This is a genomic window from Flaviramulus multivorans (assembly GCF_021728415.1).
Lineage (GTDB): Bacteria > Bacteroidota > Bacteroidia > Flavobacteriales > Flavobacteriaceae > Sabulilitoribacter > Sabulilitoribacter multivorans.
This window is the reverse complement of the sequence record NZ_JAKKDV010000001.1, coordinates 840,960-867,483: the sequence shown is the minus strand read 5'-3', so window position 1 is coordinate 867,483 and position 26,524 is coordinate 840,960. Positions and strand designations below refer to the sequence as shown.

General features: G+C 34.3%; 13 protein-coding genes. 5 read left to right on the top strand and 8 right to left on the bottom strand.

Going from position 1 to position 26,524, the window contains the following annotated elements:
- Positions 1-4 precede the first annotated feature (4 nt).
- From ileS to panC, 8 genes are all read right to left on the bottom strand, one after another.
- Positions 5-3,484: an isoleucine--tRNA ligase gene (gene ileS / locus L3X39_RS03840; RefSeq protein WP_237230423.1), complete on the bottom strand. Its 3,480-nt coding sequence runs from the start codon at positions 3,482-3,484 to the stop codon at positions 5-7.
- Between the two features lie 124 nt (positions 3,485-3,608).
- Positions 3,609-7,811, bottom strand: a complete 4,203-nt coding sequence (locus L3X39_RS03835) for a DUF8693 domain-containing protein (RefSeq protein ID WP_237230422.1) — start codon at positions 7,809-7,811, stop codon at positions 3,609-3,611.
- Between the two features lie 95 nt (positions 7,812-7,906).
- Positions 7,907-11,812 (bottom strand): DUF8693 domain-containing protein, encoded by a 3,906-nt coding sequence (locus tag L3X39_RS03830; RefSeq protein ID WP_237230421.1) that lies wholly within the window; start codon positions 11,810-11,812, stop codon positions 7,907-7,909.
- Between the two features lie 431 nt (positions 11,813-12,243).
- The gene (gene radA, locus L3X39_RS03825; RefSeq protein ID WP_237230420.1) at positions 12,244-13,602 is read right to left on the bottom strand and encodes a DNA repair protein RadA; all 1,359 of its coding nucleotides are present in this window, start codon (positions 13,600-13,602) and stop codon (positions 12,244-12,246) included.
- Complete coding sequence (locus tag L3X39_RS03820) at positions 13,602-14,753, bottom strand: alpha/beta hydrolase (RefSeq protein ID WP_237230419.1); 1,152 nt, start codon at positions 14,751-14,753, stop codon at positions 13,602-13,604. Before L3X39_RS03820 ends, radA begins: the two co-directional genes overlap by 1 nt.
- Positions 14,754-14,849: 96 nt before the next feature.
- Positions 14,850-15,809, bottom strand: coding sequence for a lysylphosphatidylglycerol synthase transmembrane domain-containing protein (locus L3X39_RS03815; protein ID WP_237230418.1), 960 nt, complete (start codon positions 15,807-15,809; stop codon positions 14,850-14,852).
- 93 nt (positions 15,810-15,902) lie between these two features.
- On the bottom strand, positions 15,903-16,253 hold the full coding sequence (gene panD / locus L3X39_RS03810; protein WP_237230417.1) for an aspartate 1-decarboxylase: 351 nt from the start codon (positions 16,251-16,253) through the stop codon (positions 15,903-15,905).
- Between the two features lie 13 nt (positions 16,254-16,266).
- Entirely contained in the window at positions 16,267-17,118 is an 852-nt protein-coding gene (gene panC / locus L3X39_RS03805) for a pantoate--beta-alanine ligase (protein WP_237230416.1), read from the bottom strand.
- Positions 17,119-17,315: 197 nt separating this feature from the next.
- Between panC and L3X39_RS03800 the strand changes: the two genes are divergently transcribed.
- From L3X39_RS03800 to L3X39_RS03780, 5 genes are all read left to right on the top strand, one after another.
- Entirely contained in the window at positions 17,316-18,125 is an 810-nt protein-coding gene (locus tag L3X39_RS03800) for a glycogen/starch synthase (protein ID WP_237230415.1), read from the top strand.
- A gap of 24 nt (positions 18,126-18,149) precedes the next feature.
- Positions 18,150-19,796 (top strand): BamH family beta-barrel-assembly machinery protein, encoded by a 1,647-nt coding sequence (gene bamH, locus L3X39_RS03795; protein WP_237230414.1) that lies wholly within the window; start codon positions 18,150-18,152, stop codon positions 19,794-19,796.
- A 157-nt stretch (positions 19,797-19,953) separates the two neighbouring features.
- On the top strand, positions 19,954-21,807 hold the full coding sequence (gene glmS, locus L3X39_RS03790; RefSeq protein WP_237230413.1) for a glutamine--fructose-6-phosphate transaminase (isomerizing): 1,854 nt from the start codon (positions 19,954-19,956) through the stop codon (positions 21,805-21,807).
- A gap of 212 nt (positions 21,808-22,019) precedes the next feature.
- On the top strand, positions 22,020-24,809 hold the full coding sequence (locus L3X39_RS03785; protein WP_237230412.1) for a TonB-dependent receptor: 2,790 nt from the start codon (positions 22,020-22,022) through the stop codon (positions 24,807-24,809).
- A gap of 5 nt (positions 24,810-24,814) precedes the next feature.
- Complete coding sequence (locus L3X39_RS03780; protein ID WP_237230411.1) at positions 24,815-26,362, top strand: SGNH/GDSL hydrolase family protein; 1,548 nt, start codon at positions 24,815-24,817, stop codon at positions 26,360-26,362.
- The last annotated feature ends 162 nt before the right edge of the window (positions 26,363-26,524 follow it).

Below are 26,524 nucleotides of genomic sequence, written 5' to 3'. Positions count from 1 at the left end.
AATTTTAATGTTTTTGTATAAATAGCTTTGTGTTTACATCATCAAAAGCAATTTCTATACCATGTTCTAAATTATCTTTTATCTCTAAATTGTTTGTTAATGTTTCTGATTTAATATACGAAATATTTGCCTCAACTGCACTAATTATATGTTGATCTTTTTGAAACGTTACATCAATTCTGTCTGTTACTTCAAAACCAGAATCTTTTCTTAAGTTTTGAATACGATTGATGAGTTCTCTGGCTATCCCTTCTTTTCGTAATTCGTCAGTTATTGTAACATCTAAGGCAACCGTTAAAGCGCCTTCATTTGCCACTAACCACCCTTCAATATCTTGCGAGGTGATTTCTACATCAGAGCGTTCTAAAGTAACGTTTTTTCCATTAATAGCAACGTCTAAACTCCCTTTTTGTTCTATTTTGTTAATATCTTCTGTTGTAAAGTTAATTACTACATTGGCTATCGCTTTCATATCTTTTCCAAAGCGCGGACCTAGTACTTTAAAGTTTGGTTTTATTTGCTTAACCAATATCCCCGAAGCATCATCTAATAGCTCAATTTCCTTAACGTTAACTTCATGCTTTATCAAATTAGAGACCGCTAAAATCTCTTCTTTTTGTTGATTATTGTTAACAGGAATCATTATTTTTTGAAGTGGCTGACGTACTTTTATTTTCTCCTTAGCTCTTAACGACAAAACTAATGAAGAAATTGTTTGAGCACTTTCCATTTTGCGCTCTAAACTTTTATCAATAAGGTTTTCATCAAAAACTGGAAAATCTGCCAAATGCACACTTTCAAATGATTCTTTTTTGGTAACAGCATTCAAATCCAAATACAATCTATCCATAAAGAATGGTGCTATTGGTGCACCTAACTTTGCAACGGTTACCATGCAGGTATAAAGTGTTTGATATGCTGAAATTTTATCTTCTTGATAATCGCCTTTCCAGAAACGTCTTCTACTTAAACGTACATACCAGTTACTTAAATAGTCTTGAGTAAAATCGGAAATAGCACGTGCAGCTTTCGTAGGCTCATAATCTGCATAAAATTCATCTACTTTCTTAATAAGCGTATGCAATTCTGACAGAATCCAACGATCTAATTCAGGACGTTCTGCTACAGGAATATCAGATTCCGTATAACTAAACTTATCTAAATTTGTATATAAACTAAAGAAAGAATAGGTGTTGTAAAGCGTTCCAAAAAACTTACGTTTTACTTCTTCTACACCTTCTAAATCAAACTTTAAATTATCCCAAGGGTTTGCATTAGATATCATATACCAACGCGTAGCATCGGCACCATATATTGATAGCGTTTCAAAAGGGTCTACCGCATTTCCTAAACGCTTAGACATTTTTTGTCCATTTTTATCCAATACTAGTCCATTGGACACCACATTTTTGTAAGCTACAGAATCGAAAACCATGGTAGCTATAGCGTGAAGTGTATAAAACCATCCACGTGTTTGATCAACACCTTCTGCTATAAAATCGGCCGGATAAGACTCGTGCTTATCTATTTTTTCTTTATTCTCAAAAGGGTAGTGCCATTGTGCATAAGGCATCGAGCCAGAATCGAACCAAACATCTATTAAATCGCTTTCGCGGAACATTTTTTGTCCTGAAGGTGAAACTAAAATTATTTCATCAACAATATTTTTATGTAAATCGATTTTAGCATAGTTTTCTTCTGAATTGTTTCCAACTTCAAAATCTTCAAAAATATCTTTAGCCAAAACACCTGCTGAAACTGCTTTATGCATTTCAGCTTTCAATTCTTCAACAGAACCTATACAAATTTCTTCCTTACCATCTTCAGTTCTCCAAATTGGTAATGGAATTCCCCAATAACGCGAACGCGATAAATTCCAATCGTTGGCATTTGCTAACCAGTTACCAAAACGACCCGTACCAGTTGCTTTTGGTTTCCAATTAATGGTTTCGTTTAGTTCGAACATTCTGTCCTTAACATCGGTTACTTTTATAAACCAAGAATCTAATGGATAGTATAAAATTGGTTTATCTGTACGCCAACAATTTGGGTAACTGTGCTTATATTTTTCAACCTTAAAGGCTTTATTTTCTTCTTTTAATTTAATGGCTATTTCAACATCAACCGAACGCTCTGGTGCTTCACCATCGTTGTAATATTCGTTCTTTACATACTTACCAGCATGTTCTCCCATTTCTGGACGGAATTTACCTTGTAAATCTACCAAAGGCACTAAGTTTCCGTTTTCATCTTTCACCAACATTGGTGGCACTTCTGGTGTTGCTTGTTTTGCAACCAAAGCATCATCGGCTCCAAAAGTTGGTGCGGTATGCACAATTCCTGTTCCATCTTCAGTGGTAACAAAATCTCCAGAAATAACTCTGAAAGCATTTTCAGGGTTGTCGTTTGGAAGTGCATAATCTAAAAGTTGTTCATATTTAATATCAAGAAGTTCTTCTCCTTTAAATTTACCTAGAATTGAGTAGTTTGATATTTTACCTTTGCTTATCAATTCATTAGCTGCCCAACTTCCAACATCAATTTGTTCTTTGTTACTTGGTAAGTCAAAATATTTACCAAATAAGCTTTTAGCCAAAACAACATTTATTTCTTTTCCGGTATATTGATTCTTTGTATTGACTAAAAGGTATTCTATATTTTTCCCTACGGTTAATGCTGTATTACTAGGAAGTGTCCAAGGTGTAGTTGTCCACGCTAAAAAATAAACATTATTACCTACATCTACTTTAGCTGAACCCACAAAATCTCTTCCCATTGACCCTTTATCTCCATAAAACGGATTTTTAAAAAGGCTTAAGGATTTATCATCTCTCTTTATTTTAAATTGTGCTATTACAGTAGTATCAGTTACATCTTGATAGGTTCCAGGTTGATTCAATTCATGTGAACTTAATCCCGTTCCTGCCTTTGGGGAATATGGTTGAATCGTATAACCTTTATAAAGTAAGCTCTTATTGTAAATCTGTTTTAATAACCACCAAACAGACTCCATATATTTAGGTTCGTAGGTAATGTATGGGTCGTCCATATCTACCCAATAGCCCATTTTTTGAGTCAGGTCATTCCAAACATCGGTATAACGCATAACGGCTTTTCTGCAAGCAGCGTTATAATCTTCAACCGAAATAGTTTTACCAATATCTTCTTTTGTGATGCCAAGTTCTTTTTCAACACCTAACTCAATAGGCAAACCATGGGTGTCCCAACCCGCTTTTCGCTTAACTTGGTAACCTTTCATGGTTTTGTATCGTGGAAAAATATCTTTAATAGCACGTGCTAAAACATGATGTACTCCAGGAAGTCCATTTGCAGATGGAGGTCCTTCAAAAAAAACAAACGGTTTGCTGTCTTCACGAGTAGATACACTCTTTTCAAAAATGTTATGTTCTTGCCAATAGTTTAAGATATCATCTGCCACTTTTGGTAAGTCAAGTCCTTTATATTCAGGAAATTTCACACTCATTATATCATATTTCTTTTCGATGCGCGAAATTAAGAATTTATCCTGAAATGATTGATTTTTATCATAAAAAAAGCCAAAACATTAATTTTGGCTTTTTTCAAACTAATTCAAATTATTATGAAAACTAATTAATAATAATTTTTTTAGTAAATACTTCTCCTGTTTCTGCTCTAAACCAAGCTACATAAGCACCTGTTGCCACATTAGATATTTTTATACCGTTATTCAAAGTTTCTTGTGATACTTTGTCAAACTCTTGAACGATTTGTCCACGCATATTTACGATAGACAGTTTATCAATAACTGTATTTAATTTCTTTCCGTACAAGGTATTGGTTGTGTTTTGGAAATAAATATAGTTTTCACTAATTATTGCCTCTTCTGTGCTTAACACTTGGGATTTATTCTGAAATACAATTGCAAAGCGTTCATTGAATTTGCCTTGTGATGCCGTAAAACTATAAGCCTTATCTTTAGTTAAATCAAAATACTCATCTGTTAAATTATCTCTTAAATAAATCTTTTGGCTTTTTTCAATGTTCTCTGTTTCCGTAATTCTTATTTCAAACGCATTATCGCCTGATGACTTAAAGTTTAAAGGCACTACCTTATCGTCCGTTATAGAACTATAGGCTTGTATGTTCATGTTCTTGCCCTCTAAGTTCAAATTCAAATCGTTGTTGTTTGAATCTGTACATAAAGCATCATAACCATAATCAAATCCATCACTGGTATGCTCACTAAATCCTAACAGTAATTCGCGACGTGTTGCTGGACCCGAGGTGGAACTAAACTCCAATCGAATCTTCTTCATTGCATCACTTGCAATGTTATTATTTGAGGTATTGCTCTTTGACGATTTACTATCTGCTGTTTTTGAAAATACTGAGCCATTGTTGTAAGTACCATCAGCATCTGATTCTTTTACAAAGACACGCTGACTGTTATTAAACTCGACTTGTCCATCGGCTATTATTTCAGTAATAAAGCCTTGCCCTACTGGTAAGTAACGTGTTGGAACTATCGTACCGTCTTGTGACCCATTGTTTGCACCATAGAAGCCTACAAATTGATACGCTCTGGTTGATCCTGTTTTATTTACTTGGGCATAACCGCCATTGTATTCATTCAGGTTATGTGAGCTTCCGCTCCATTGTTGCCATAACTGTAAGGTACCATCTATAACACCTACATTATCATCAATAAACTTATGAATGTCTAGTGCTGATGGATAGGGGTTTCCTAATAAAAACTCTGTCTTGGAAGCATTGGGTACTGAACCTGCTCCGCCTCTATCTACAACATCTACCAAGATAGTCCCGTTGTTAGGCTTACCTTCAAATATATATTGTTGTTCTGAACCTGCTATCCCCGTTCCTTTTTGGGTATAGCCAATCCCCGGTGTTAATGCCGTTGAGGTATTTATCTGTGCCCAATCCCAATAGGTTAAACCGTTTATAAAAGTATATAACCAATAGGTACTTACCGTTCCGTTACCTGTATAGCCTGAAGTGAATATACAGCTGTTCCCGGTCTCGTCTTTAAGCATGTTTAAAGAGAAACTCGTGTTGTTTGTGTTGTTGGTTGCGGCATTGTTATCGGTTAAACTGGTCGCTCCTAATGCACCCACTGGTGAGGCCCAATAGTTATACCAATACGGACTCGAAGTCCCTTCTTGTCGTCTTAAAACCTTGCCCGTAGCTGAGGTAACTAAATCACTGTTTACCGTCTGTATTAACTGTGAATCGTCCTCTAAATCTAACGTGCCATTTAACTCTAAATACCAAGTGTTTTCTATAGAATTATCTCCACTTACTTCAAAAGTCCTGTCTGCATCTATAATTAGACCCAAATTGGTATGCGAATTTGTGGTACTTATATTATGTGATACTCGTATAATGCTCCAATCTTTGTTGTTAGCGGTGTTCTCAATATCCCATACATCGCCATGCAACCAAGTTCCTTCAGCACACCAACAACCATTAGCACCTGTTAAATAAGGCATAGGAGCCGTTTGTTCTTGAACTGTTGTTATATTATATAGAAATGCAGCATTTCCATTCCCAGAAAAATCTGAAGTGGTTGATGTTAATATATCAGTCATTGGATAATAGGCCTTCAAATTACTCCATGATATTGTGCTACTTGTAGCTGTATCTTCAATATTTTTTTCAACTATGGTTCCTTTTACATTTCCAGAGTTATTTTCAATCTCTTGATACACCATTTTTTGCATTTGATCTTCAGTGAGTGCAGTATTAAATACACGTACTTCATCGATATTCCCGTAAAACAATAAGGTATGATCTAAAGCTCTGGCTCCTATGGTAAACTTATCTGTAGAACTTGCTATTGCATTTGACAATGAAGCCTCATCACTTGAGCCTGAAAGCTCCCCATTGATATAGGTCTTTAACTTTCCTGATGATAACGTATTATCAAAAATCAAGGCTACATGCGTCCATTCGTTCTTATTAATTTTTGTGGCTGGTTTTACCGTGGCATCATTCACTCTCGTCCAAATTTGTCTTGAACTATGTGCCTGAATATGCAAATTCCCAAAATTTAAAACATACGATGAATTTGCAAAGTTTTCATCCAATTTTATCCAAGCCATAATCGTCGCTTGATTATATCCTGTTAAATCTAAATCACTATCCAAATAATCATCAACGCCATCAAAATCTATTGTGGCAGATGTTGGTGGATTTGGGCTAAATAAATCCCTGTAATCTAAATCACCTCCTGAAAGCAAATCACTATCAGAATCTGGTAAAATAGATAAATCCGTAGGATCTTCAATGTCTTCGTTTACATCCCAAGTTGCATCAAATACACCATTGGTTTCAAAGGCATTGTTTAAACCATCACCATCTACATCGGCAGCGGTAAAAGTATTTGCCATACCGTTTTCCTCAATATCTAGTAAGCCATCATTATCAGAATCTGTATCTAAAAAATCTGGAATTTTATCTCTATCGGTATCAACTACCACTAACCCTGTACCATAATTTATATCTATACCATTAGTTGACACTGAACCACTTGGTAGAATATAGCCGATAGTTAATTGTGCTTCTACATTGTCTGGAATCCCGTCATCATCAGAATCAATATCCAAATGATTATATATTCCATCGTTATCGTCATCTTCTCCCGTTACAATGTTTAATGAATTAGAGTTAAAATCTAAAAACTGACATTGAGTAAAAGACATTCCAAATTGTCTGGTTGAAGAACCTGATGACGTTTTTAAAGCTTGCATACGCATTGTAAAAGAGTTACCAATAAACTGGTAATACGCTCGTAATACTTTTAATGTTGAAAAACCTGGTCCTTCTTGTAATCCGGAGGCACTGATTTGAATATCTCCCGCTCCTAAATCAAGCACTTCAAGTGAAGTGGGGTTTTCAGTTCCATAAGCTGCAGCATCATAATATACTACAGATTCTTTTAAACTACCACTACCATCGCAATCCCAGGTAATACCATTTACTCTAAAAATCTCTGTTGATGGTATTGTTGTACCTGCGTTAACAACTGTAAATTTAAAAGTAGCCCCAGGCGTACCAACACCTGAAAGCGTTAATTCGGTTTGTAAATATGTAGGATTATCTATAGTGTCATTATCAATATTAGCAATAGTTGCATTTGTTAATTCTGTTATTTCCATAAGTACATCATAGCCTTGAATAGAATTGGCAAATCTATAAACAGCTCCAACCGTTCCAATTGAACCGGTACTTGCAGCAGCATCATAAGTGCCATTTTCAAAAGCTAATTCGGGAAGTGTACACTCAAATCTATTAGCACCTAAATTCTCTATACCATCTGGGATGCCGTCGGCGTCATCATCATAATCTAAATTATCAATAATACCGTCGCCATCTGTATCTGGTTGCGTGTTACAATTTGCATCACCACCAGAAACATTAAAATACATAGTTTGTCCTGTTGTATTGGCCCCACTACCGTTGTTATTTATAACCTCGACGCCGGCTACGACTACTGATACAGAACTGGAACCAGACCAGCCATCATTTGCAATATCATATAGTTTTATGTAATAATTATTACCATTTGTAACACAACCTAAATCATACTTTGAACCGTAACGATCAGTGACTCCAACCTGGGCGGATACATAACAATGATTATCATCACAAATAGTTGCAATTAAATCATTTGCGGTGTTATAAACCTCAAGTTTATTCTCAAAAGAATCATCTGGCCAAATAACCGTTATACGGACATCAGAATATTGTGAATAAGAAAAATTAAATGCGCTTATGGCAATTAAAAATGCTAAAAGTAGTTTTGTTCTCATAAGTTGATAGATTTGGGTAAATCAAAATTAACTTGTACTTATTTTAAAATCTTAGTGGCTTTTTCCAAAGCCACAATTTGTATTGCTATTATTATTTAATTAATTATAACTTTTTTAGTCAGCACTTCGTTTAGCTCTGTTCGTAAACAAACTACATAAGCTCCTGTTGACACATTTTCAAATGTTATACCATTATCTAAAGTTGACATGGATACATCTTCCATCTCTAAAACCGTTTGCCCACGCATATTTACTAAGGCTAAATTTTTAACCTCGCTATTTAATTTCTTTGCATAAAACGTATTCGTTGTATTTTGGAAATAAATATAGTTTTCACTCGCTATAGCCTCTTCTGTGCTTAACACTTGGGATTGACTTTGGAACACTATCTCAAAACGTTCATTGAACTTACCTTGTGACGACGTAAAACTGTAAGCTTCGTCATTCGTTAAATCAAAATAGGTATCTGTTAAATTATCCTTTAGGTAAATTGCTTGGTCTTCATCGATGTTCTCAGTCTCAGTAATTCTTATTTCAAATGCATTATCACCTGATGATTTAAAGTTTAAAGGCACGACCTTATCGTCTGTTATAGAACTATAAGCCTGTATGTTCATGTTCTTGCCTTCTAAGTTCAAATTCAAATCATTGTTGTTAGAGTCTGTACATAAAGCATCATATCCATAATCAAACCCATCACTGGTTTGGTCGCTAAATCCTAACAGTAATTCGCGACGCGTGGCTGGACCCGAGGTGGAACTAAACTCCAAGCGAATCTTCTTCATTTCATCACTTGCAACGTTATTATTTAAGGTATTGCTCTTTGACGATTTACTATTGGCTGTTTTTGAAAATACTGAGCCATTGTTGTAAGTACCGTCAGCATCTGACTCTTTTACAAAGACACGCTGACTGTTATTAAACTCTACTTGTCCATCGGCTATTATTTCAGTAATAAATCCTTGCCCTACTGGTAAGTAACGCGTTGGAACTATCGTACCATCTTGTGACCCATTGTTTGCGCCATAGAAGCCTACAAATTGATACGCTCTGGTTGATCCTGTTTTATTTACTTGGGCATAACCGCCATTGTATTCATTCAGGTTATGTGAGCTTCCACTCCATTGTTGCCATAACTGTAAGGTACCATCTATAACACCTACATTATCATCAATAAACTTATGAATGTCTAGTGCTGATGGATAGGGGTTTCCTAATAAAAACTCTGTCTTGGAAGCATTCGGTACTGAACCTGCTCCGCCTCTATCTACAACATCTACCAAGATAGTCCCGTTGTTAGGCTTACCTTCAAATATATATTGTTGTTCTGAACCTGCTATCCCCGTTCCTTTTTGGGTATAGCCTATCCCAGGTGATAATCCTGAAGCAGTGTTTATCTGTGCCCAATCCCAATAGGTTAAACCATTGATAAATGTATATAACCAATAGGTACTTACCGTTCCGTTACCTGTATAGCCTGAAGTGAATATACAGCTGTTCCCTGTCTCGTCTTTAAGCATGTTTAAAGAGAAACTCGAATTGTTTGTGTTGTTGGTTGCGGCATTGTTATCGGTTAAACTAGTGGCTCCTAATGCACCTACTGGTGAGGCCCAATAGTTATACCAATACGGACTCGAAGTCCCTTCTTGTCGTCTTAAAACCTTACCTGTAGCTGAGGTAACTAAATCACTGTTTACTGTTTGTATTAACTGCGAATCGTCCTCTAAATCTAATGTACCATTTAACTCTAAATACCAATCGTTCTCAACTAAACTGTCGCCATGTGACGTTAAAGTGCTTCCTGAATCTATAATTAATCCAGCAGCTACTAAATCATGACACGCAGTAACTTCATTAGATATCCTCACTATACTCCAATCTTTGTTGCTAGCAGTATTCTCAATATCCCATACATCGCCATGTAACCAAGTGGATTGTGCCGTCCAAGCTCCATCGTTTGCCGTAACATATGGCATAGGTGCGGTCTGATCTTGTATCGTTGTAATGTAATTGATATAAAGGAAATTATTATTGCCAGAATAATCTAAAGTTTTTCCCATTTTAATATCAGTCATAGGGTAATAACCAATCAAATTAGTCCAAGGAATCGTATTACTTGTAGTAGTATCTACAATATCTTTTGGAATAATTTTTCCGCGAATATTACCAGAATTGTTCTCAATCTCTTGATATACTAATTGCTGAATTTGAGTGTCTGTTAAAACCGTATCAAAAACTCTAACTTCGTCAATGCTCCCTTTAAAATATTCGCTACCTGCTCCAGTAGATTTTCTTCCTACTTCAAAATTATCATTACTATTGGTTGTGTTTTCTATAGCCGCTCCAGTAGATGAAACCGTTGATGAAACCACCATAACCCCATCTATATAAAGTTTCATCAGTCCTGTTGAACTTGTGTAAGAACCTGTAATATGATGCCACTCATCAACATTAATAAAACTTGGAGATACAATAGATTTTTCTGAAATACCTGAACCTTTTATCGTAAAAGCCGGAGTATAACCGTTTTTAAGCCAAAGTCTACATCCTGTATCTTCACCTGCTACAGTCCAATGACTCCCGTTCGGGTCATCGCGCTTAACCCAGCCCATAATGGTTACATCATTTAAACCATTAATAAAAGTTGGCCTAGATAAGTAATCATCAACACCATCAAAATCAATAGAGGCATATGTTGGTGGATTAATATTGTATAGATCTCTATAGTCTAAATCTCCTCCTAATGTAGCATCAAAATCTACATCACCGAAAGAGGCGGTTAAATCTGCTACATCTCCAATAGTTACTTCATCGTTAACATCTAAATGGGTCGTAATGGCATCAAAAATATCATCTAACCCATCATTATCTAAATCTATCAAACTCAAAACACTAGCTTGTCCATTTTCTTGAATGTCAGGTACCCCATCATTATCAGTATCACTATCTAAATAATCTTTTAATTTGTCGCCATCTGTATCTTCTAGATTAAACAAATCGGTTCCACCCATGGCAGATTCGTAAACATCATCCAATCCATTATTATTAGCATCGGTAATACTAGCACTAACACCACTCGGTGGAATGTACCCTATGGTAGGTTGTGCTTCCACGTTATCAGGAATACCGTCATCATCACTATCTATATCTAATGTATCTAATGTCCCATCACCATCAAAATCGCAATCAGAACTTACACCAAAATTGGTTAATCTTGTACTTGTTGTTTCAGTTCCTGTTGCTCCAAATACTAAATCTACATGTGAGAAGATATCAAATTCCATGTATAAATAAAAGTCTGGGTCATCTCCGTGAGTACCTCCATCATCTGGTTCGTCTTCCCAATCAGTAGGTCCGCCAGCAATGGTAGGGTCTAGCCTATAATTAGTATAGCCCGCAGGTCCGCCTCCATTAATAAAGCCCGCTTGCTCCAAATTGGTTGTTGGAGATAATGAGCCTGTTACAGAAGATGTTACTGTTGATGGGTTAAACCCAGCTATTTCGGTAAAGTCGTCACCACTTCTGGTATCAATATCTCTTGATTCTAATATAATACCATATAAAATTGCCGGTATACCAATAGGGTTTGTTGGAGTTGCAGTTCCCGCTTCAACCAAATCGAAAGAATAAGTTACATATTCGTCTGCACTAGCATCAAAACCATCTACTCTTAATTCGTTATTACAATCTACTGTAAATGAACCGTTTATTTCAATAATTGTTACAACAATATCATAATATTGATTTTGAAATAAAAGCGCGTTAGAATAAATTACTTTTTCGCCTTCTTGTACATCATCTAGATCTGTAGCAGTTAAAACGGCAGCATTATTAAATTGAATGGCAGCAGAACACTCATAAATGTCTATAATACCATCATTATCATCGTCTATATCTACAGAATCAGGAATACCATCTCCATCACTATCTTGAGCGTATATATTGTTTGCATATAAAAACGCAATGACAAACAATACTTTTAAAAGTAGAAATTTTTTCATAGGTTAAAGTTTAATAGTTGGGACTATTTAATCTCTAAAAGTACTAGTACAATTTTTAGTAAAATGGATTATTAAATCTTTGAGGGAAGATTATAGTTTGCTAAAAGCAGGTTATAAACCTTGAAAATCAATTATATAACAATATTAAAGCATATTCTTTCTGATTGAACGAATGATATTTGTTTTTCGTTAAAACAATCAAAAAAACCAATTAAATGCATCTTAAAAAACATGAAATGCATAAAAATTGGATGAATTGTGCTTCTGTTCTACATAAAAAACTTCGTATTAAATTGGTTATTACTCGTTTAAATTAAAAGCAATATTAATTTAAAAAATCGATAAAACCTAATAAAAATCAGATAAAATGTTGATTTTAAACGATGAAATACGTTTTTGTGTTATTTTAGGAATTACTATCCACCAAAAAATCAGGTTAATTCAAAAACTAAATCTTCAATTTTAGAAAGTAGTTTAATTTTAATCGCCGTGTTTTGAAGCGAAATTTTGTTGTATTTAGATACAAAAATGGTTGAAAACCCTAATTTTTCAGCTTCTAAAATACGTTGTTCCACGCGCTGAACGGGGCGGATTTCTCCAGACAAGCCAACCTCAGCAGCAAAGCATATATTTTTTTGTAAAGCGGTATCTTCATTTGATGATAATATTGAAGCCACAACTGCCAAATCTATAGCAGGGTCATCAACAGTTATTCCTCCTGTAATATTCAAAAACACATCTTTGGCTCCTAAACGAAAACCTGCTCGTTTTTCTAATACCGCCAACAACATATTAAGTCGTTTTGCATTAAAACCAGTAGCACTGCGCTGCGGTGTTCCATAAACTGCTGTACTTACCAAAGCTTGTACTTCAATCATTAAAGGCCGCATGCCTTCTAGCGTTGCTGCAATCGCATTGCCAGATAATTCTTCATCCTTTTTAGAAATTAAAATTTCTGATGGGTTTGATACTTCACGTAATCCCGAACCCTGCATCTCGTAAATACCTAATTCGTTGGTCGATCCAAATCGATTTTTGTTAGCCCTTAAAATTCTAAAAACATGATTTCGATCGCCTTCAAATTGTAATACGGTATCAACCATATGTTCTAAAATCTTAGGTCCAGCAATGTTTCCGTCTTTAGTAATATGACCTATTAATACAACAGGAGTTGCTGTTTCTTTTGCGAATTTTATAAGCTCTGTTGTACACTCTTTAATCTGTGAAATGCTCCCTGAAGACGACTCGATATAATCGCTGTGTAAAGTTTGAATGGAATCGATTATAACAATATCGGGCTCTAAAGCCTCAATTTGTTTAAAAATATTTTGAGTTTTAGTTTCGGTTAAAATATAGCAATTACTATTATCAGGATTGATGCGTTCCGCACGCATTTTTATTTGTTTTTGGCTTTCTTCACCAGAAACATAAAGTGTTTTATAAGGTAACTTTAATGATATTTGAAGTAATAAGGTGCTTTTACCAATACCTGGTTCGCCTCCTAATAACGTTAAAGACCCTGGTACAATCCCGCCACCTAAAACGCGATTAAACTCGGCATCTAACGTGTCTAATCGGGTTTCTTTTGAAGTGTCAATTTCATTTATTCTTAAGGGTACTGAAACTCGCTTTACTGTTGAATTTGGTGATTTCCAATCGCTTTTTTCAGGTTTTTGAATAAGCTCCTCAACAATGGTATTCCATTCTTTACAAGCGTTACATTGTCCTTGCCATTTGGCATATTGTGTGCCACAGTTTTGGCAAAAAAAAGTGGTTTTTACTTTTGCCATTAATATCCGAAATCTGCTTTTATTAAATCTGCCTTTTCAAGAACATCATCTTTTGTAATTCCTGCTATTTCCTTTAGAGTGTAAGCCGATTGATATGTACGCATTGCTTTTTTAGGTTCGCCAGTTTCTTCATAAAAACGTCCTAAATAATACCCTCCAAGTAGCGTTTCTGGGTATTCTTTTCTCGCAATTTTACCCAATTCCTCATAATATTCGTAGGTTTCATTTTTTTCAATAGCAGCAGAAATTGCCTTAAAATCATTAATTAAAATTTGTTTCTGAATACCAAACAAATCGCTTATAGTTTGATATTTCTCTTCAAGATATACTACGGGCGATGTGTCTAATTCTAAAATAACTTCAAGATATTCTTTTTTAGAAATAGGTTGAAACACTTTAAACATATACTCAATGGCATTTGGTATTGCATGTGTTGGTGCTGAATAATGTGATGGCCCTTCAAAGCCATTAAATTTATAATGTAAATTATCATTATCTATGGCAGATAAATCTTTATTCAGCACATCTATCATTTGTTTTATTGAGGATGCGTCGTTATTAGTATTAGACAGATAATAGAACGTTTTTGATTGTTTTTTGGCTAATACTTCAGGCAAATAATCTATCATATTGGGGGCTAATTCTGGGCTAATAGAAATATACCCCTGAAATAAAGGGTTAGGTTTTAATAGGTAATAATTTATAAAATTAGCCGTTTCACCATGTCCAACGGCTACTCTAAAATTACCTGCTCTATAATTCTGTTCCATATAAGGAACAAGCTCCATACCTATAAACTCAAAAAAGGCTGCACCTGTTTCAATAGGCAATGAGTTTTGTTCAGAATACATACAATCATCAAAGCGTTTATCGAACTGATTAACTCCAACGACAATAGATTCTGGCATGTCTTCCCAATATGAAAAATAATCAACATTTCCCGCAACAGCTTCAAACATATAATCACCATCTAGAACCACAAATAATGGGTATGTTTTATCTTCATTGGATGCATATCCCCTTGGTAATTGAATTTTCAATTCGCGCTCCTCTCCTAATTTTGAAGATTGAAAGGTTTCATACTTAACTTGTGCATGAACAATATTTAAAGTAAAAAACAAGAATAGAAGTAAAATGATTGGTTTTTTCATTTTTAAAATGATTTGAGATTTAATACTGGCAAGGTAATAAATTAACCGAGAGATTAAAAGCAAAGTTTTAGCAAGCTGTAAAGAAGTTTTAAACCTTTATTTTGACTTTCTTCTGTTATAAATAGGTAGATAAAGTAATGAAAGTCCTCCAAAAATAATAACTAACAGGGTTTGTGATGACCACATAATATATCCAAAGCCAATGCTTGGTTCTTTTGCAATTCCAAAAAGTGAAAAAGCGGCATAAATAGCTAAAGGGTAAGAGCCAATTCCTCCATTTGTAGCAGCAATACTAAAACTTGCTGCTATAAATCCAATTAATATAGCTGCAAAAGGAATATTAGTTGTTTGCTCTAGAGAAAATGTAGTTACATAAAACATAAGTAGGTACATCCCCCAAATAAAAAGCGTATGAAAAATAAAAGCCCACTTCTTTTTCATTTTAAAAATACTTAATGCGCCTTCTATTAATCCGTTTACAAAATCTTTAATTTTTATTGCGATTTTAGAACTACTCTTTCTTATATACAATGAAAAAAAGGCAATAACTACAGCCAGTCCAATTAAGGCAACTATAATTTTTAAAGGCTCAAATCTTTCGATTAAAAATCCGTAAATAAAATCGAATTCAAGAAAAAGCGTTACTATAATGATTCCCAACATAACAATCATATCTGCAATACGTTCAGCCACAATAGTTCCAAAACCTTTTTCAAAAGGAACGCCTTCATAATTAGCTAAAATAGAGGCTCTTGCAATTTCGCCTGCTCTTGGTATGGTATAATTAATTAAATAGGTAGCAAATACTGCCATAATACTATTGCCTAATTTAATATTGTAACCCATTGGCTCTAGCTGAAAACGCCAACGATAGGCACGCGATAAATGACTTAACAAGCCCAAAAACACACCCAATAAAACCCAGCTATAATCTGCTTTTTTAAAATAAGAAACTAATTCTTCAACTGATATTTGAGAAAGTGAAAACCAAACCAAAAAAACTCCCAGCAATAATGGGAGTGATATTTTTAATATTCTTTTTATTCGGATTTTCATCAGATTTTAATTTCGTAAACCATCTGTAATTAGAGTTAAACTTAATGGGCGATAGGTTTAGAATCTTTAATGCTCTTTTGAGCAACCAAAGAATTATTTCAACAAGTTTGTGGCTTCGTCTGGAAAAACTAAAGAGGGTTTAAACACTTTAGCTTCTTCAATATCCATAAACGCGTAAGTAATTAAAATAAGCGTGTCGCCCACAGAAACTTTTCTGGCAGCAGCACCATTAAGTGTTATTTCTCCAGTTTTACGAGGCCCTGGAATACAATAGGTTTCTAAACGTTCCCCATTATCATTATTAACAATTTGAACTTTTTCTCCCTGTATAATGTTTGCAGCATCCATTAAGTCTTCATCAATGGTTATACTACCTATATAATTGAGTTCTGCACCAGTGCATTTAACTCTATGAATTTTAGATTTTACTACTTGAATTTGCATGTGGCAAAGATAATTAATTTAAAGCGATATTGTCTATGAGTCTAATATCATCTGCATATACTGCTATAAATGCTCTATATGATTTTTTATTTGATTTTCGTTTCATCGGTTTTAGAGTTTTGGTGTCTGCAATTATGAAATATTCTAACTCTAATAAATCATGATTATTGAACTGTTTTTCAACCCATTCCGAAACTTTACTAGCACTTTTTGTGCCAAAAAGTGTTTTGGCAGTTTTTAAGGTTTTATAAATAAAAGGCGCTGCTTTTTTGTACTCTGGTTTAAGTCGGGTATTACGCGAACTCATGGCTAACCCATTGGATTCTCTGTGTATTTTACAGCCTACAATATTTACTGGAATATTGTGTTTTTCAACTAATTTTTTAATAATTGTAAGCTGCTGAAAATCTTTCTCGCCAAAGTAAGCATTGTTAGGCTTTATAATCTCGAAAAAACGTTTTACAATAGTGCCAACACCATCAAAATGTCCGTGCCTAAATTTCCCTTCCATTTCAAATTCTAAACCATCAAAATCAAAATCTTGAGAAATGGTGTTTCCTTCGTAAATATCATCAACAGTAGGTGCATAAACCAAAATATTACTCTTACTTACGGTTTCTAGTAAAGCGACATCTTTCTTAAGTGTTCTTGGATATTTTATTAAGTCTTCCTGATTATTAAACTGCGTTGGATTTACAAAAATGCTTACAACCACTTTATCATTGTTTTCTAAGGCTTTTTTTACCAATTGTAAATGCCCTTGATGTAATGCACCCATTGTAGGAACTAAGCCTAGGGTTTGGTTTTTTGCTTTTAAAGCATCCAATGCGGCAACAATTTGTTGTTTTTCAGAGTAAACTTCCACTATTTAATAAAAAATTAACGCGTGCAAACTTAAGATTTTACAACCAATTAGCATAAATTTTTGTAGTTTTGCATGTTTTTTATTTTGAATTTTTCAAAAGCACAACCTTTACAGAGTAAGCTTTACAAAATTTCTCTTTAAAAGAAATTAATAACTGCTAATGATGTAAAGTCATTAAAGTCAACAAAAACAAACATATGAAAGATAAGAGGATATTATATGTATCATCTGAAGTAGTGCCTTATTTACCTGAAACTGAAATTTCTTCAATGTCTTTTGAAGCGCCAAGATTGGTGAATCAACAAGGTGGACAAATAAGAATATTTATGCCTCGATATGGTAATATAAACGAAAGACGACACCAATTACACGAAGTTATAAGATTATCTGGAATTAATTTAGTTATTAACGACCTCGATATGCCATTAATAATAAAAGTGGCATCCATCCCAAAAGAGCGTATTCAGGTTTATTTTATTGATAATGATGAGTACTTTAAAAGAAAGGCTACTTTAACCGATGAAGATGGTAATTTGTTTTCTGACAATGATGAACGTGCTATATTTTTTGCAAAAGGAGTTATTGAAACGGTTAAAAAATTAAATTGGTCGCCCGATATTATTCATGTTCATGGTTGGCTAGCCTCTTTACTTCCTGTTTATTTAAAAGAATTCTACAAAGACGAACCGTTATTTAACGAAAGTAAAATTGTAACCTCCATTTATAATCAAAGTTTTAACAATACCTTAAATAAAGATATGGTTAATAAGATTAAATTTGACAATATTAATGAGGATGCTATTAAATCGTTGGAAGAACCATCTTATAATAACTTAATGAAAGTTGCCATTGACTATTCTGATGCGTTAATTATTGGGTCGGAAAATATTCCTGAGGAATTAGTTAAACATTTAAAAGCATCTAAAAAACCTATTTTAGAATATAAAAGTAAAGATGAATTTGGTGAAGCTTATACAACATTTTTTAATAATAGCGTTTTAAGCTAACCCATTACATTCATTCAATCATATATGAAAAAGACGATTAAAGCCTTTAAATTTCCCATTGCCTTTCTACTAATTTTATCATCATTCATTGCTTGCGATAAAGATTTTAACGTTATTGAAAGCGATGTTTTAGGAAAAGAAAATTCAAATTTTACTACTGGTGAAACCTTGCTACCAATTGTAGCTTACAATAAAAAACTAGATTCTTTACAAGTAAATAATTTAGCTTCTAACTTATTAGGCGTTTTTAACGATCCTTCTTATGGCTCTACAACGGCAAGTATTGTTACACAAGTCACTCCAACATCCTTTAATCCAGATTTTGGTGTGGATCCGGTTATTGATTCTATCGTAATAAACATTCCATATTTCAGCTCTCAAGTTGGTACAGATGATAATGGTAATACAACTTACGCTTTAGATTCTTTGTATGGAGATCCAACTGCACCTATTAAACTTACGCTTTATCAGAATAATTATTTTTTAAGAGATTTAGACCCAAATGCAACGGGAAGTAGCTCACAAATCTACTATTCTAATTCTAATAGCACTACAAACTCTGTACTGAACGGAACTAGTACAATCAATTTTGATGATCATATTGTGGTAACTATTCATGAAGATAACAATTTTATCCCAAGTGAAGCCGCTATTGAAATTTGGAATATAACCGATTCAGATACTACAACAACAAGGTCTGTGCCTGCATATCGAGTGGTTTTAGAAGACGACGCTGATAAGTTATTTTGGAAAAACACCATAATAGACAAACAAGATGACCCTGTGTTAAGTAATGCTAATAATTTTAAAAATTATTTCAGAGGTGTTTATCTTAAAGCAGAAGCTTTAGTAGGTAACGGAAATATGATTTTACTAAATTTAGCATCTTCAAATGCCAATATTACCATAAATTACACATCTGGTGAAACAGATTCAAGGACAAGATCTACCTATGTAATGAGTTTTACTGGTAATAGACTAAATACATTTATAAATGATTTTAACCTCGTAACGCTTCAAAATGGCAATAAGCAATTAGGTGATGATAAACTTTATTTAAAAGGTTCAGCTGGCTCAATGTCTGTTGTTGATTTATTCCCTAATGGTTTAGATGATTTTCTTGATACGTTCAGAGTTCCTAATGGTAGTGGCGGATATGAAAAAGATAACGATGGCAACTACATACTAAATCGCTTAATCAATGAAGCTCATTTAGCTATATATGAAGATGAAAACATCTATAACGAACTTGATGAAAATGGAGACGCCTATCATAAATACGACCGTATTTTTGCTTATGATATAAAAAACAATTCTCCAACTATTGACTATTTAATAGACGTAACTGAGAACACTCAAAACCCAATAAGCTCAAAAGTTATAAGCTTAAGCCAAAGAGATACAATTACAGCTAAGTTTAAAATTAGACTTACAGAGCATTTGAATAATATTTTGCTTCGTGATTCAACAAACACTAAAATTGGCTTGGTTACTTCGTTCAATGTAAATTATAATAGCACGGTTCAAATTTTAAATAGTAATGATGAAGTAACTCAAATTCCTGCTGCTAACATAATAAGCCCAAGAGGAACTATTTTACATGGAAGTAATTCAAATGTTCCAGAAGGTAAACAACTAAAGTTTAAAATATTTTTTACCGAACCTAATTAATTGATTTGCTTTGTTTTCTATAAATGAAGCTAGTATTATTGTTGAAATTGAATTTCGTCGTATAAAACAATAGGTTCATATAATAATTATAATTGATTAGTAATTATTTTACATATTTGCCTCTAATTAATCACCCCAAAATCAAATTTAAGAAATTATGTGTGGAATTGTAGGATATATTGGCCCTAGAGAAGCTTACCCAATAATAATTGAAGGTTTAAAAAGACTTGAATATAGAGGATATGACAGTGCTGGTATTGCGCTTTTTGATGGAACAGACCTTAAAGTATCTAAAACCAAAGGTAAGGTAGTCGATTTAGAAAATAGAGCAAGCACAGAAATTACAAAAAATGGTAATGTTGGCATTGGCCATACGCGTTGGGCTACGCATGGTGTACCTAATGACGTTAACTCGCATCCACACCTATCAAATTCAGGCGATTTAGTTATCATCCACAATGGTATTATTGAGAATTACGAATCGCTTAAGCAGGAGTTAATTACAAGAGGTTATACATTTAAATCCGATACAGACACCGAAGTTTTAGTCAATTTAATTGAAGACGTAAAAAAACAAGAAAATGTTAAACTTGGTAAAGCTGTACAAATAGCGCTAAACCAAGTTATTGGCGCATATGCAATTGCTGTTTTTGATAAAAATAAACCAGAAGAAGTTGTAGTAGCTCGTTTAGGAAGTCCATTAGCTATTGGTATTGGCGAAAACGACGACGAATTTTTCATTGCGAGTGATGCTTCTCCTTTTTTAGAATATACTAAAAACGCTGTTTATCTTGAAGATGAAGAAATGGCAGTGATTAGGTTTCACAAAGGTGTTAAAGTAAGAAAAATAAAAGACGACTCTTTAGTTGACACTTACATTCAAGAGCTTCAAATTAATCTTGAGCAAATAGAAAAAGGTGGTTACGACCATTTCATGCTAAAAGAAATTCATGAACAACCTAAAGCTATTACCGATACTTACAGGGGTAGATTGTTACGAAACGAAGCCATTATAAAAATGGCAGGTGTTGAAGATAATATGAAAAAATTCCTCAATGCCAATCGTATTATTGTCGTTGCTTGTGGAACATCATGGCACGCAGGTTTGGTTGCCGAATATATTTTTGAAGACCTGGCTAGAATCCCTGTTGAGGTAGAGTATGCTTCTGAATTTAGATACAGAAACCCTGTAATTAATGAAAATGATGTAGTAATTGCTATATCTCAGTCAGGTGAAACCGCCGATACACTTGCTGCAATTAAATTAGCAAAATCCAAAGGGGCATTTGTTTTTGGAGTTTGTAATGTAGTAGGATCTTCCATTGCAAGAGAAACTCATGCTGGAGCTTATACACACGCTGGTCCAGAAATTGGAGTGGCTTCAACTAAAGCCTTTACAACGCAAATCACCGTTTTAACTTTAATTGCATTACGTTTAGCTCGTGCTAAAGGTACTATCAGTAGTTCTGATTTCCGCACACATCTTTTAGAATTAGAAATGATTCCTAAAAAAGTAGAAAAAGCCTTAGAGTCAGACGCCCATATAAAAATGATTGCTGATATTTATAAGGATACCCGCAACTGTTTATACTTAGGTAGAGGTTATAATTTCCCAGTGGCATTAGAAGGCGCTTTAAAATTAAAAGAGATTTCTTATATACATGCCGAAGGTTATCCGGCAGCTGAAATGAAACATGGACCTATTGCTTTAATTGACGAGAATATGCCAATTATTGTAATTGCCACTAAGAAAGGGCATTACGAAAAAGTAGTAAGTAATATCCAAGAAATAAAATCCAGAAAAGGAAAAATTATTGGAATTGTTACTGAAGGAGATACTCAAGTTAAAGAGTTGGCAGACCATGTTATTGAAGTGCCAGAAACCTTAGAGTTATTGTCACCTTTATTAACTACCATTCCGCTTCAACTATTATCGTATCACATTGCAGTTTTGCTAGATAAAAATGTTGATCAACCGCGAAACTTAGCAAAATCGGTTACGGTTGAGTAATCTTGCGAAAATTTTAATGTAAATATTATTGTTGATTTTGTCAAAAAATAACAATATCTCAGTTTTTTCATTTAATTTTATCAATTAAACAAACTTTTAGGCATAATTTTTTTAAATTATACTATGCGTGCATAATTTTTTTATAAATTTATGCCCAAGTAATATTTTATATACATATATTGCTAAACTAAAATTAAACTAACTTAGATTAAATGAAAACAATTCTCCCCTTTTTATTATTGTTTTTTTGTGGAATAACATATTCCCAAACAACAATAACTGGTTCTGTTGTTGATGATAATAGCCAACCCATACCAGGAGCAAACATTATTATTTTAGGAACCTCAACTGGAACAGTAACAGATTTTGATGGTAATTTTACACTTACCTATAATCAAGACCCTCCGTTTTCGGTACAAGCAAGTAGTGTAGGATTTGAAACTGTTACTATGGAAGTAACAACAAATAATCAAACATTAAATTTTGTATTAAAGGAAGGTACCTCTTTAGATGAAGTGGTTATTTCTGCTTCAAGAACACCTGAGCGTATTTTTGAATCGCCCGTAACCGTAGAACGATTAGGACTAAAAGAAATTAAAAACACGGCTTCTGCCGATTTTTATGATAGTTTAGAAAACCTTAAAGGTGTTGATGTAAACACTAACAGTTTAACTTTTAAATCCGTTAATACACGTGGTTTTGCAACCTTTGCTAATAACCGTTTTATGCAACTTGTTGACGGTATGGATAATTCAACTCCTGCGTTAAACTTCCCAATAGGAAACTTAGTTGGTATGACTGAAACCGATGTTTTAAGCGTAGAGTTACTACCAGGAGCATCTTCAGCATTATACGGAGCTAATGCCTTTAACGGTATATTATTTATGCGAAGCAAAAACCCATTTGATTATCCAGGAATTAGTACCTCAATAAAAAAGGGGATAACATCGCAAGAAGCTGCTGGAGATAATGATTACGTGGATATTGGTTTCCGTGCTGCCCACAAATTCAGTGAAAAGTTTGCTGCTAAAGTAAATTTTGGATATTTAAAAGGAACGGATTGGGCTGCTAATAGCGAAGTAGATAAAAATTCTGATGGTGGTACAAGAGAATCAAATTTAAATTACAATGGTGTCAACGTATATGGTGATGATTTTAGTGCTAATATAAAAGACGTTGCCGTAATACTCGAAGGCAGAGGGATTTTACCTGCTGGAGCAAATGCTTTAGTGCCTTCTGAAAGGGTAAGTAGAATTGGATACAATGAAAGAGATTTAACCACTTATAAAGCTGAAAGTGTTAAAGCGGATTGGGGCTTATATTATCGCCCTTGGGAAAACGACTTAGAGTTTTCTTATGTTGGTAAAGTTGGAACAGGAACTACAATCTATCAAGGGTTAAACCGATATAATATTGATGGTTTTTTTCAGCAACAACATAAATTGGAAATAAGAAATGATAATTTCTTTGTTAGAGGTTATGTAGTTTCGGATAAAGCTGGTGATTCTTATGATATGGTTGTTACTGGAATTCAAATCTTAAATGATTGGAAAGACCATAATACATATTTTGGAGAATACGCTGGAACCTATGTCCAGGCATCTCTTGGAGGCGCTACTAATGAACAAGCACATGCGGCCGCAAGAGCGCAAGCTGAGTCAGGGCGTTTTGAACCAGGAACTCCAGAATATCAAACCGCTTTTAATAGAAGTATTAACGACCCTAACTTAATAACAGGTTCAAAATTTCAAGATGCCTCAAAGTATTATCATTCAGATGCTAACTATAACTTTAGTCATTTAATTGATTTCGCCGATATTCAAGTTGGAGGTTCATACAGACAATACAGCTTAAATTCATCAGGAACTATCTATACGGACACTCCGGAAAATGGACCTATTAATTATTCTGAATTTGGTGTTTACACTCAAATTCAGAAAAACTTTGAGCTTAATGATGCTTTAGAATTAAAACTTACTGGTTCCGTTAGATATGATAAATCAGAATTCTTTGATGGTTTTTATTCTCCAAGAATATCAGCTGGTTTAACAGTTAACAGAAATCATAATATAAGAGCTTCTGTGCAAACAGGATTTAGAAACCCAACAACTCAAGATTTATTTATTGGTCTAGATTCAGGACAAGGGTTCTTAGTAGGTTCTTCTCCAGATAACTTAGCAAGATGGTCAAGAGATTTAGATGTTAGTGGAGCAGGTCAACTATTAGGTCAACCAGCTACTATTACGCAAACTGGTGCTGCGCCTTACACAAATTCTTATACTGCCAGTTCATTATTAGCTTTTGGAGCTACTGGTGATCCTACGGTTTTAGTAGTTGCGAACCCAGATTTAATAAAACCTGAACAGGTAACTTCTGCAGAGGTTGGATATAGAGGGAAACTGAATAAATTAACTATTGACTTTAGTGTTTACTACAATAGCTATAAAGATTTTATTTCGCAACAACGCGTTGCTTCGCCTTTATATGGAACAGCTGGTGATGGTGGTTTATCAGTTGCGGCAATTGCAAACGGAGATTGGCAAGGATATAGTGCTTATACAAATGCTGAGGCTGAAGTAAATTCGTATGGAGCTTCCATTGGTTTATCAACGAAAGTATTAGGTAATTTTGATTTAAGCGGAAGTTATACCTACGCTAAATTAGATTTTGATCAAAACAAATACCCAAACTTTCAAACAAATTTTAATACGCCAGAACATAAGTTTAAGGCGGCTTTTGGAAATACCGAGTTATTTAAAAATTTTGGATTTAATATAGCCTACAGATTTAGCGATGATTACTACTGGGAAAATACTTTTGCAACAGGAGTAGTTCCTGAGTATCATGTAGTAGATGCTCAAGTGAGCTTAACAGTTCCAAGTTTTAAATCAACTTTTAAAGCAGGTGCTACCAACCTTTTAGGCGATGAATATTTTCAAGCCATTGGTACTGGTTTTATAGGATCGATGTACTACCTATCGTGGACAATTAATAACTTATAATTATTATGAAAAAGACAATTATGAATACAAAATATATATGGCTGATACTAATCCTGTTAGGGTTTGCAGCTTGTAATGAACCAGAAGATGTTCTTGCAGATTATAATGCACTGCCAGAAATAGTAGAAGAACTTCCTGAATTAAGTGCAGGAAGTGTAAACTTTTCAAACTATGTAGCTTTAGGAGCTTCTTTTACGGCTGGATTTACTGATAATGCTTTATTTATTGCTGCTCAGGAAAATTCCTTTCCTAATATTTTGTCAAAAGCATTTGCAAAAATTGGAGGTGGTGCTTTTACACAGCCCTTAATGAATGACAATTTTGGCGGTTTAGCTGTTGGTGGTTCTAGAATTTTGGCTCCTAGATTCGTTTTTGGTGGTGCTGGACCTGTACCTTTAGAGAGTGTAATAGGGCCTGTAACTGTATCTACAGATTTATTATCTAACCCAACAGGGCCATTCAAAAATTTAGGAGTACCTGGTGCAAAAAGTTTTCATTTACTAGCTAATGGTTATGGAAATCTGGCTAATTTTCCTGCTGCTGCTAACCCTTATGCAGTACGCTTAACGGGTTCAACACCAAATGCATCAATGCTTGAATTAGCCATGGCTCAAAGTCCTACATTTTTCACTTTATCTGAAATTGGAGGCAATGATGTTTTAGGTTATGCAACTTCTGGAGGAGATGGCTCAAATACTATAACAGCTACTCCTACATTTGATTTTGCTTTTACAACTTTAGTTACTACCCTAACTTCAGGAGGTGCTAAGGGTGTTGTAACCAATGTACCATATATTACCGATTTACCTCATTTTACTACGGTTCCGCATAACCCTATCCCATTAGATGCCGCTACTGCCGGATTCTTAAATAGTGCCAGTGCATACGGAGCATACAATGCCGGAATAGTACAAGCCTTTGCCTTTTTAGTTGCTAATACTCCTATGACGCAAGAAATGGCTGACGCAGAAATAGCAAAAAGAACTATTACGTTTGCTGCAATCCCTAATAATGCAGTGGTGATTATGGATGAAAGTTTAACAGATTTAACGGCGCTAAATCCCGCTTTAATAAGTATGAGGCAAGCCACTTCTGCTGATTTATTTGTTTTAACATCATCTTCATTTATAGGAACCGAAGCTGTTCCTGGAAACCCTCAAACAGTAAATGGTGTTGCTATCCCTCTTGCGGATAAGTGGGTATTAACACCTGAAGAGCAAGCAGAAATTAAAACGGCGACGGACGCGTACAATGCAACCATTTCAAGTGTTGCTGGTGCTAACCCTAACGTAGTTTTAGTAGATTTAAATGCTATTTTACAAGACGCGACAGTTAATGGTGTTGTGTTTGATGATTATACACTGCAAACAAGTCTTGTTACAGGTGGCCTTGTAAGTTTAGATGGTATTCATTTAACAGCTAGAGGATATGCATATATGGCAAATAAATTTTTAGAAGCCATTGATACTGCTTTCGGAACAAACTTCGAAGTATCGGGTAATATGGCGAAAGCTGGAGATTATCCAACAAACTATTCACCTTTATTACAATAAAATTCGAATAAAATAAAACACAAAAACACCTTCAAGTTGAAGGTGTTTTTTTATTCCAAAAAACCTGCAAAAACAACTTTCTTTTTAAATTAAAAAAATTATCTTTGCACCCGAAAACTGAAAGTGTTTTCATCAAATTAAAACGCATAATATTAAACAGAT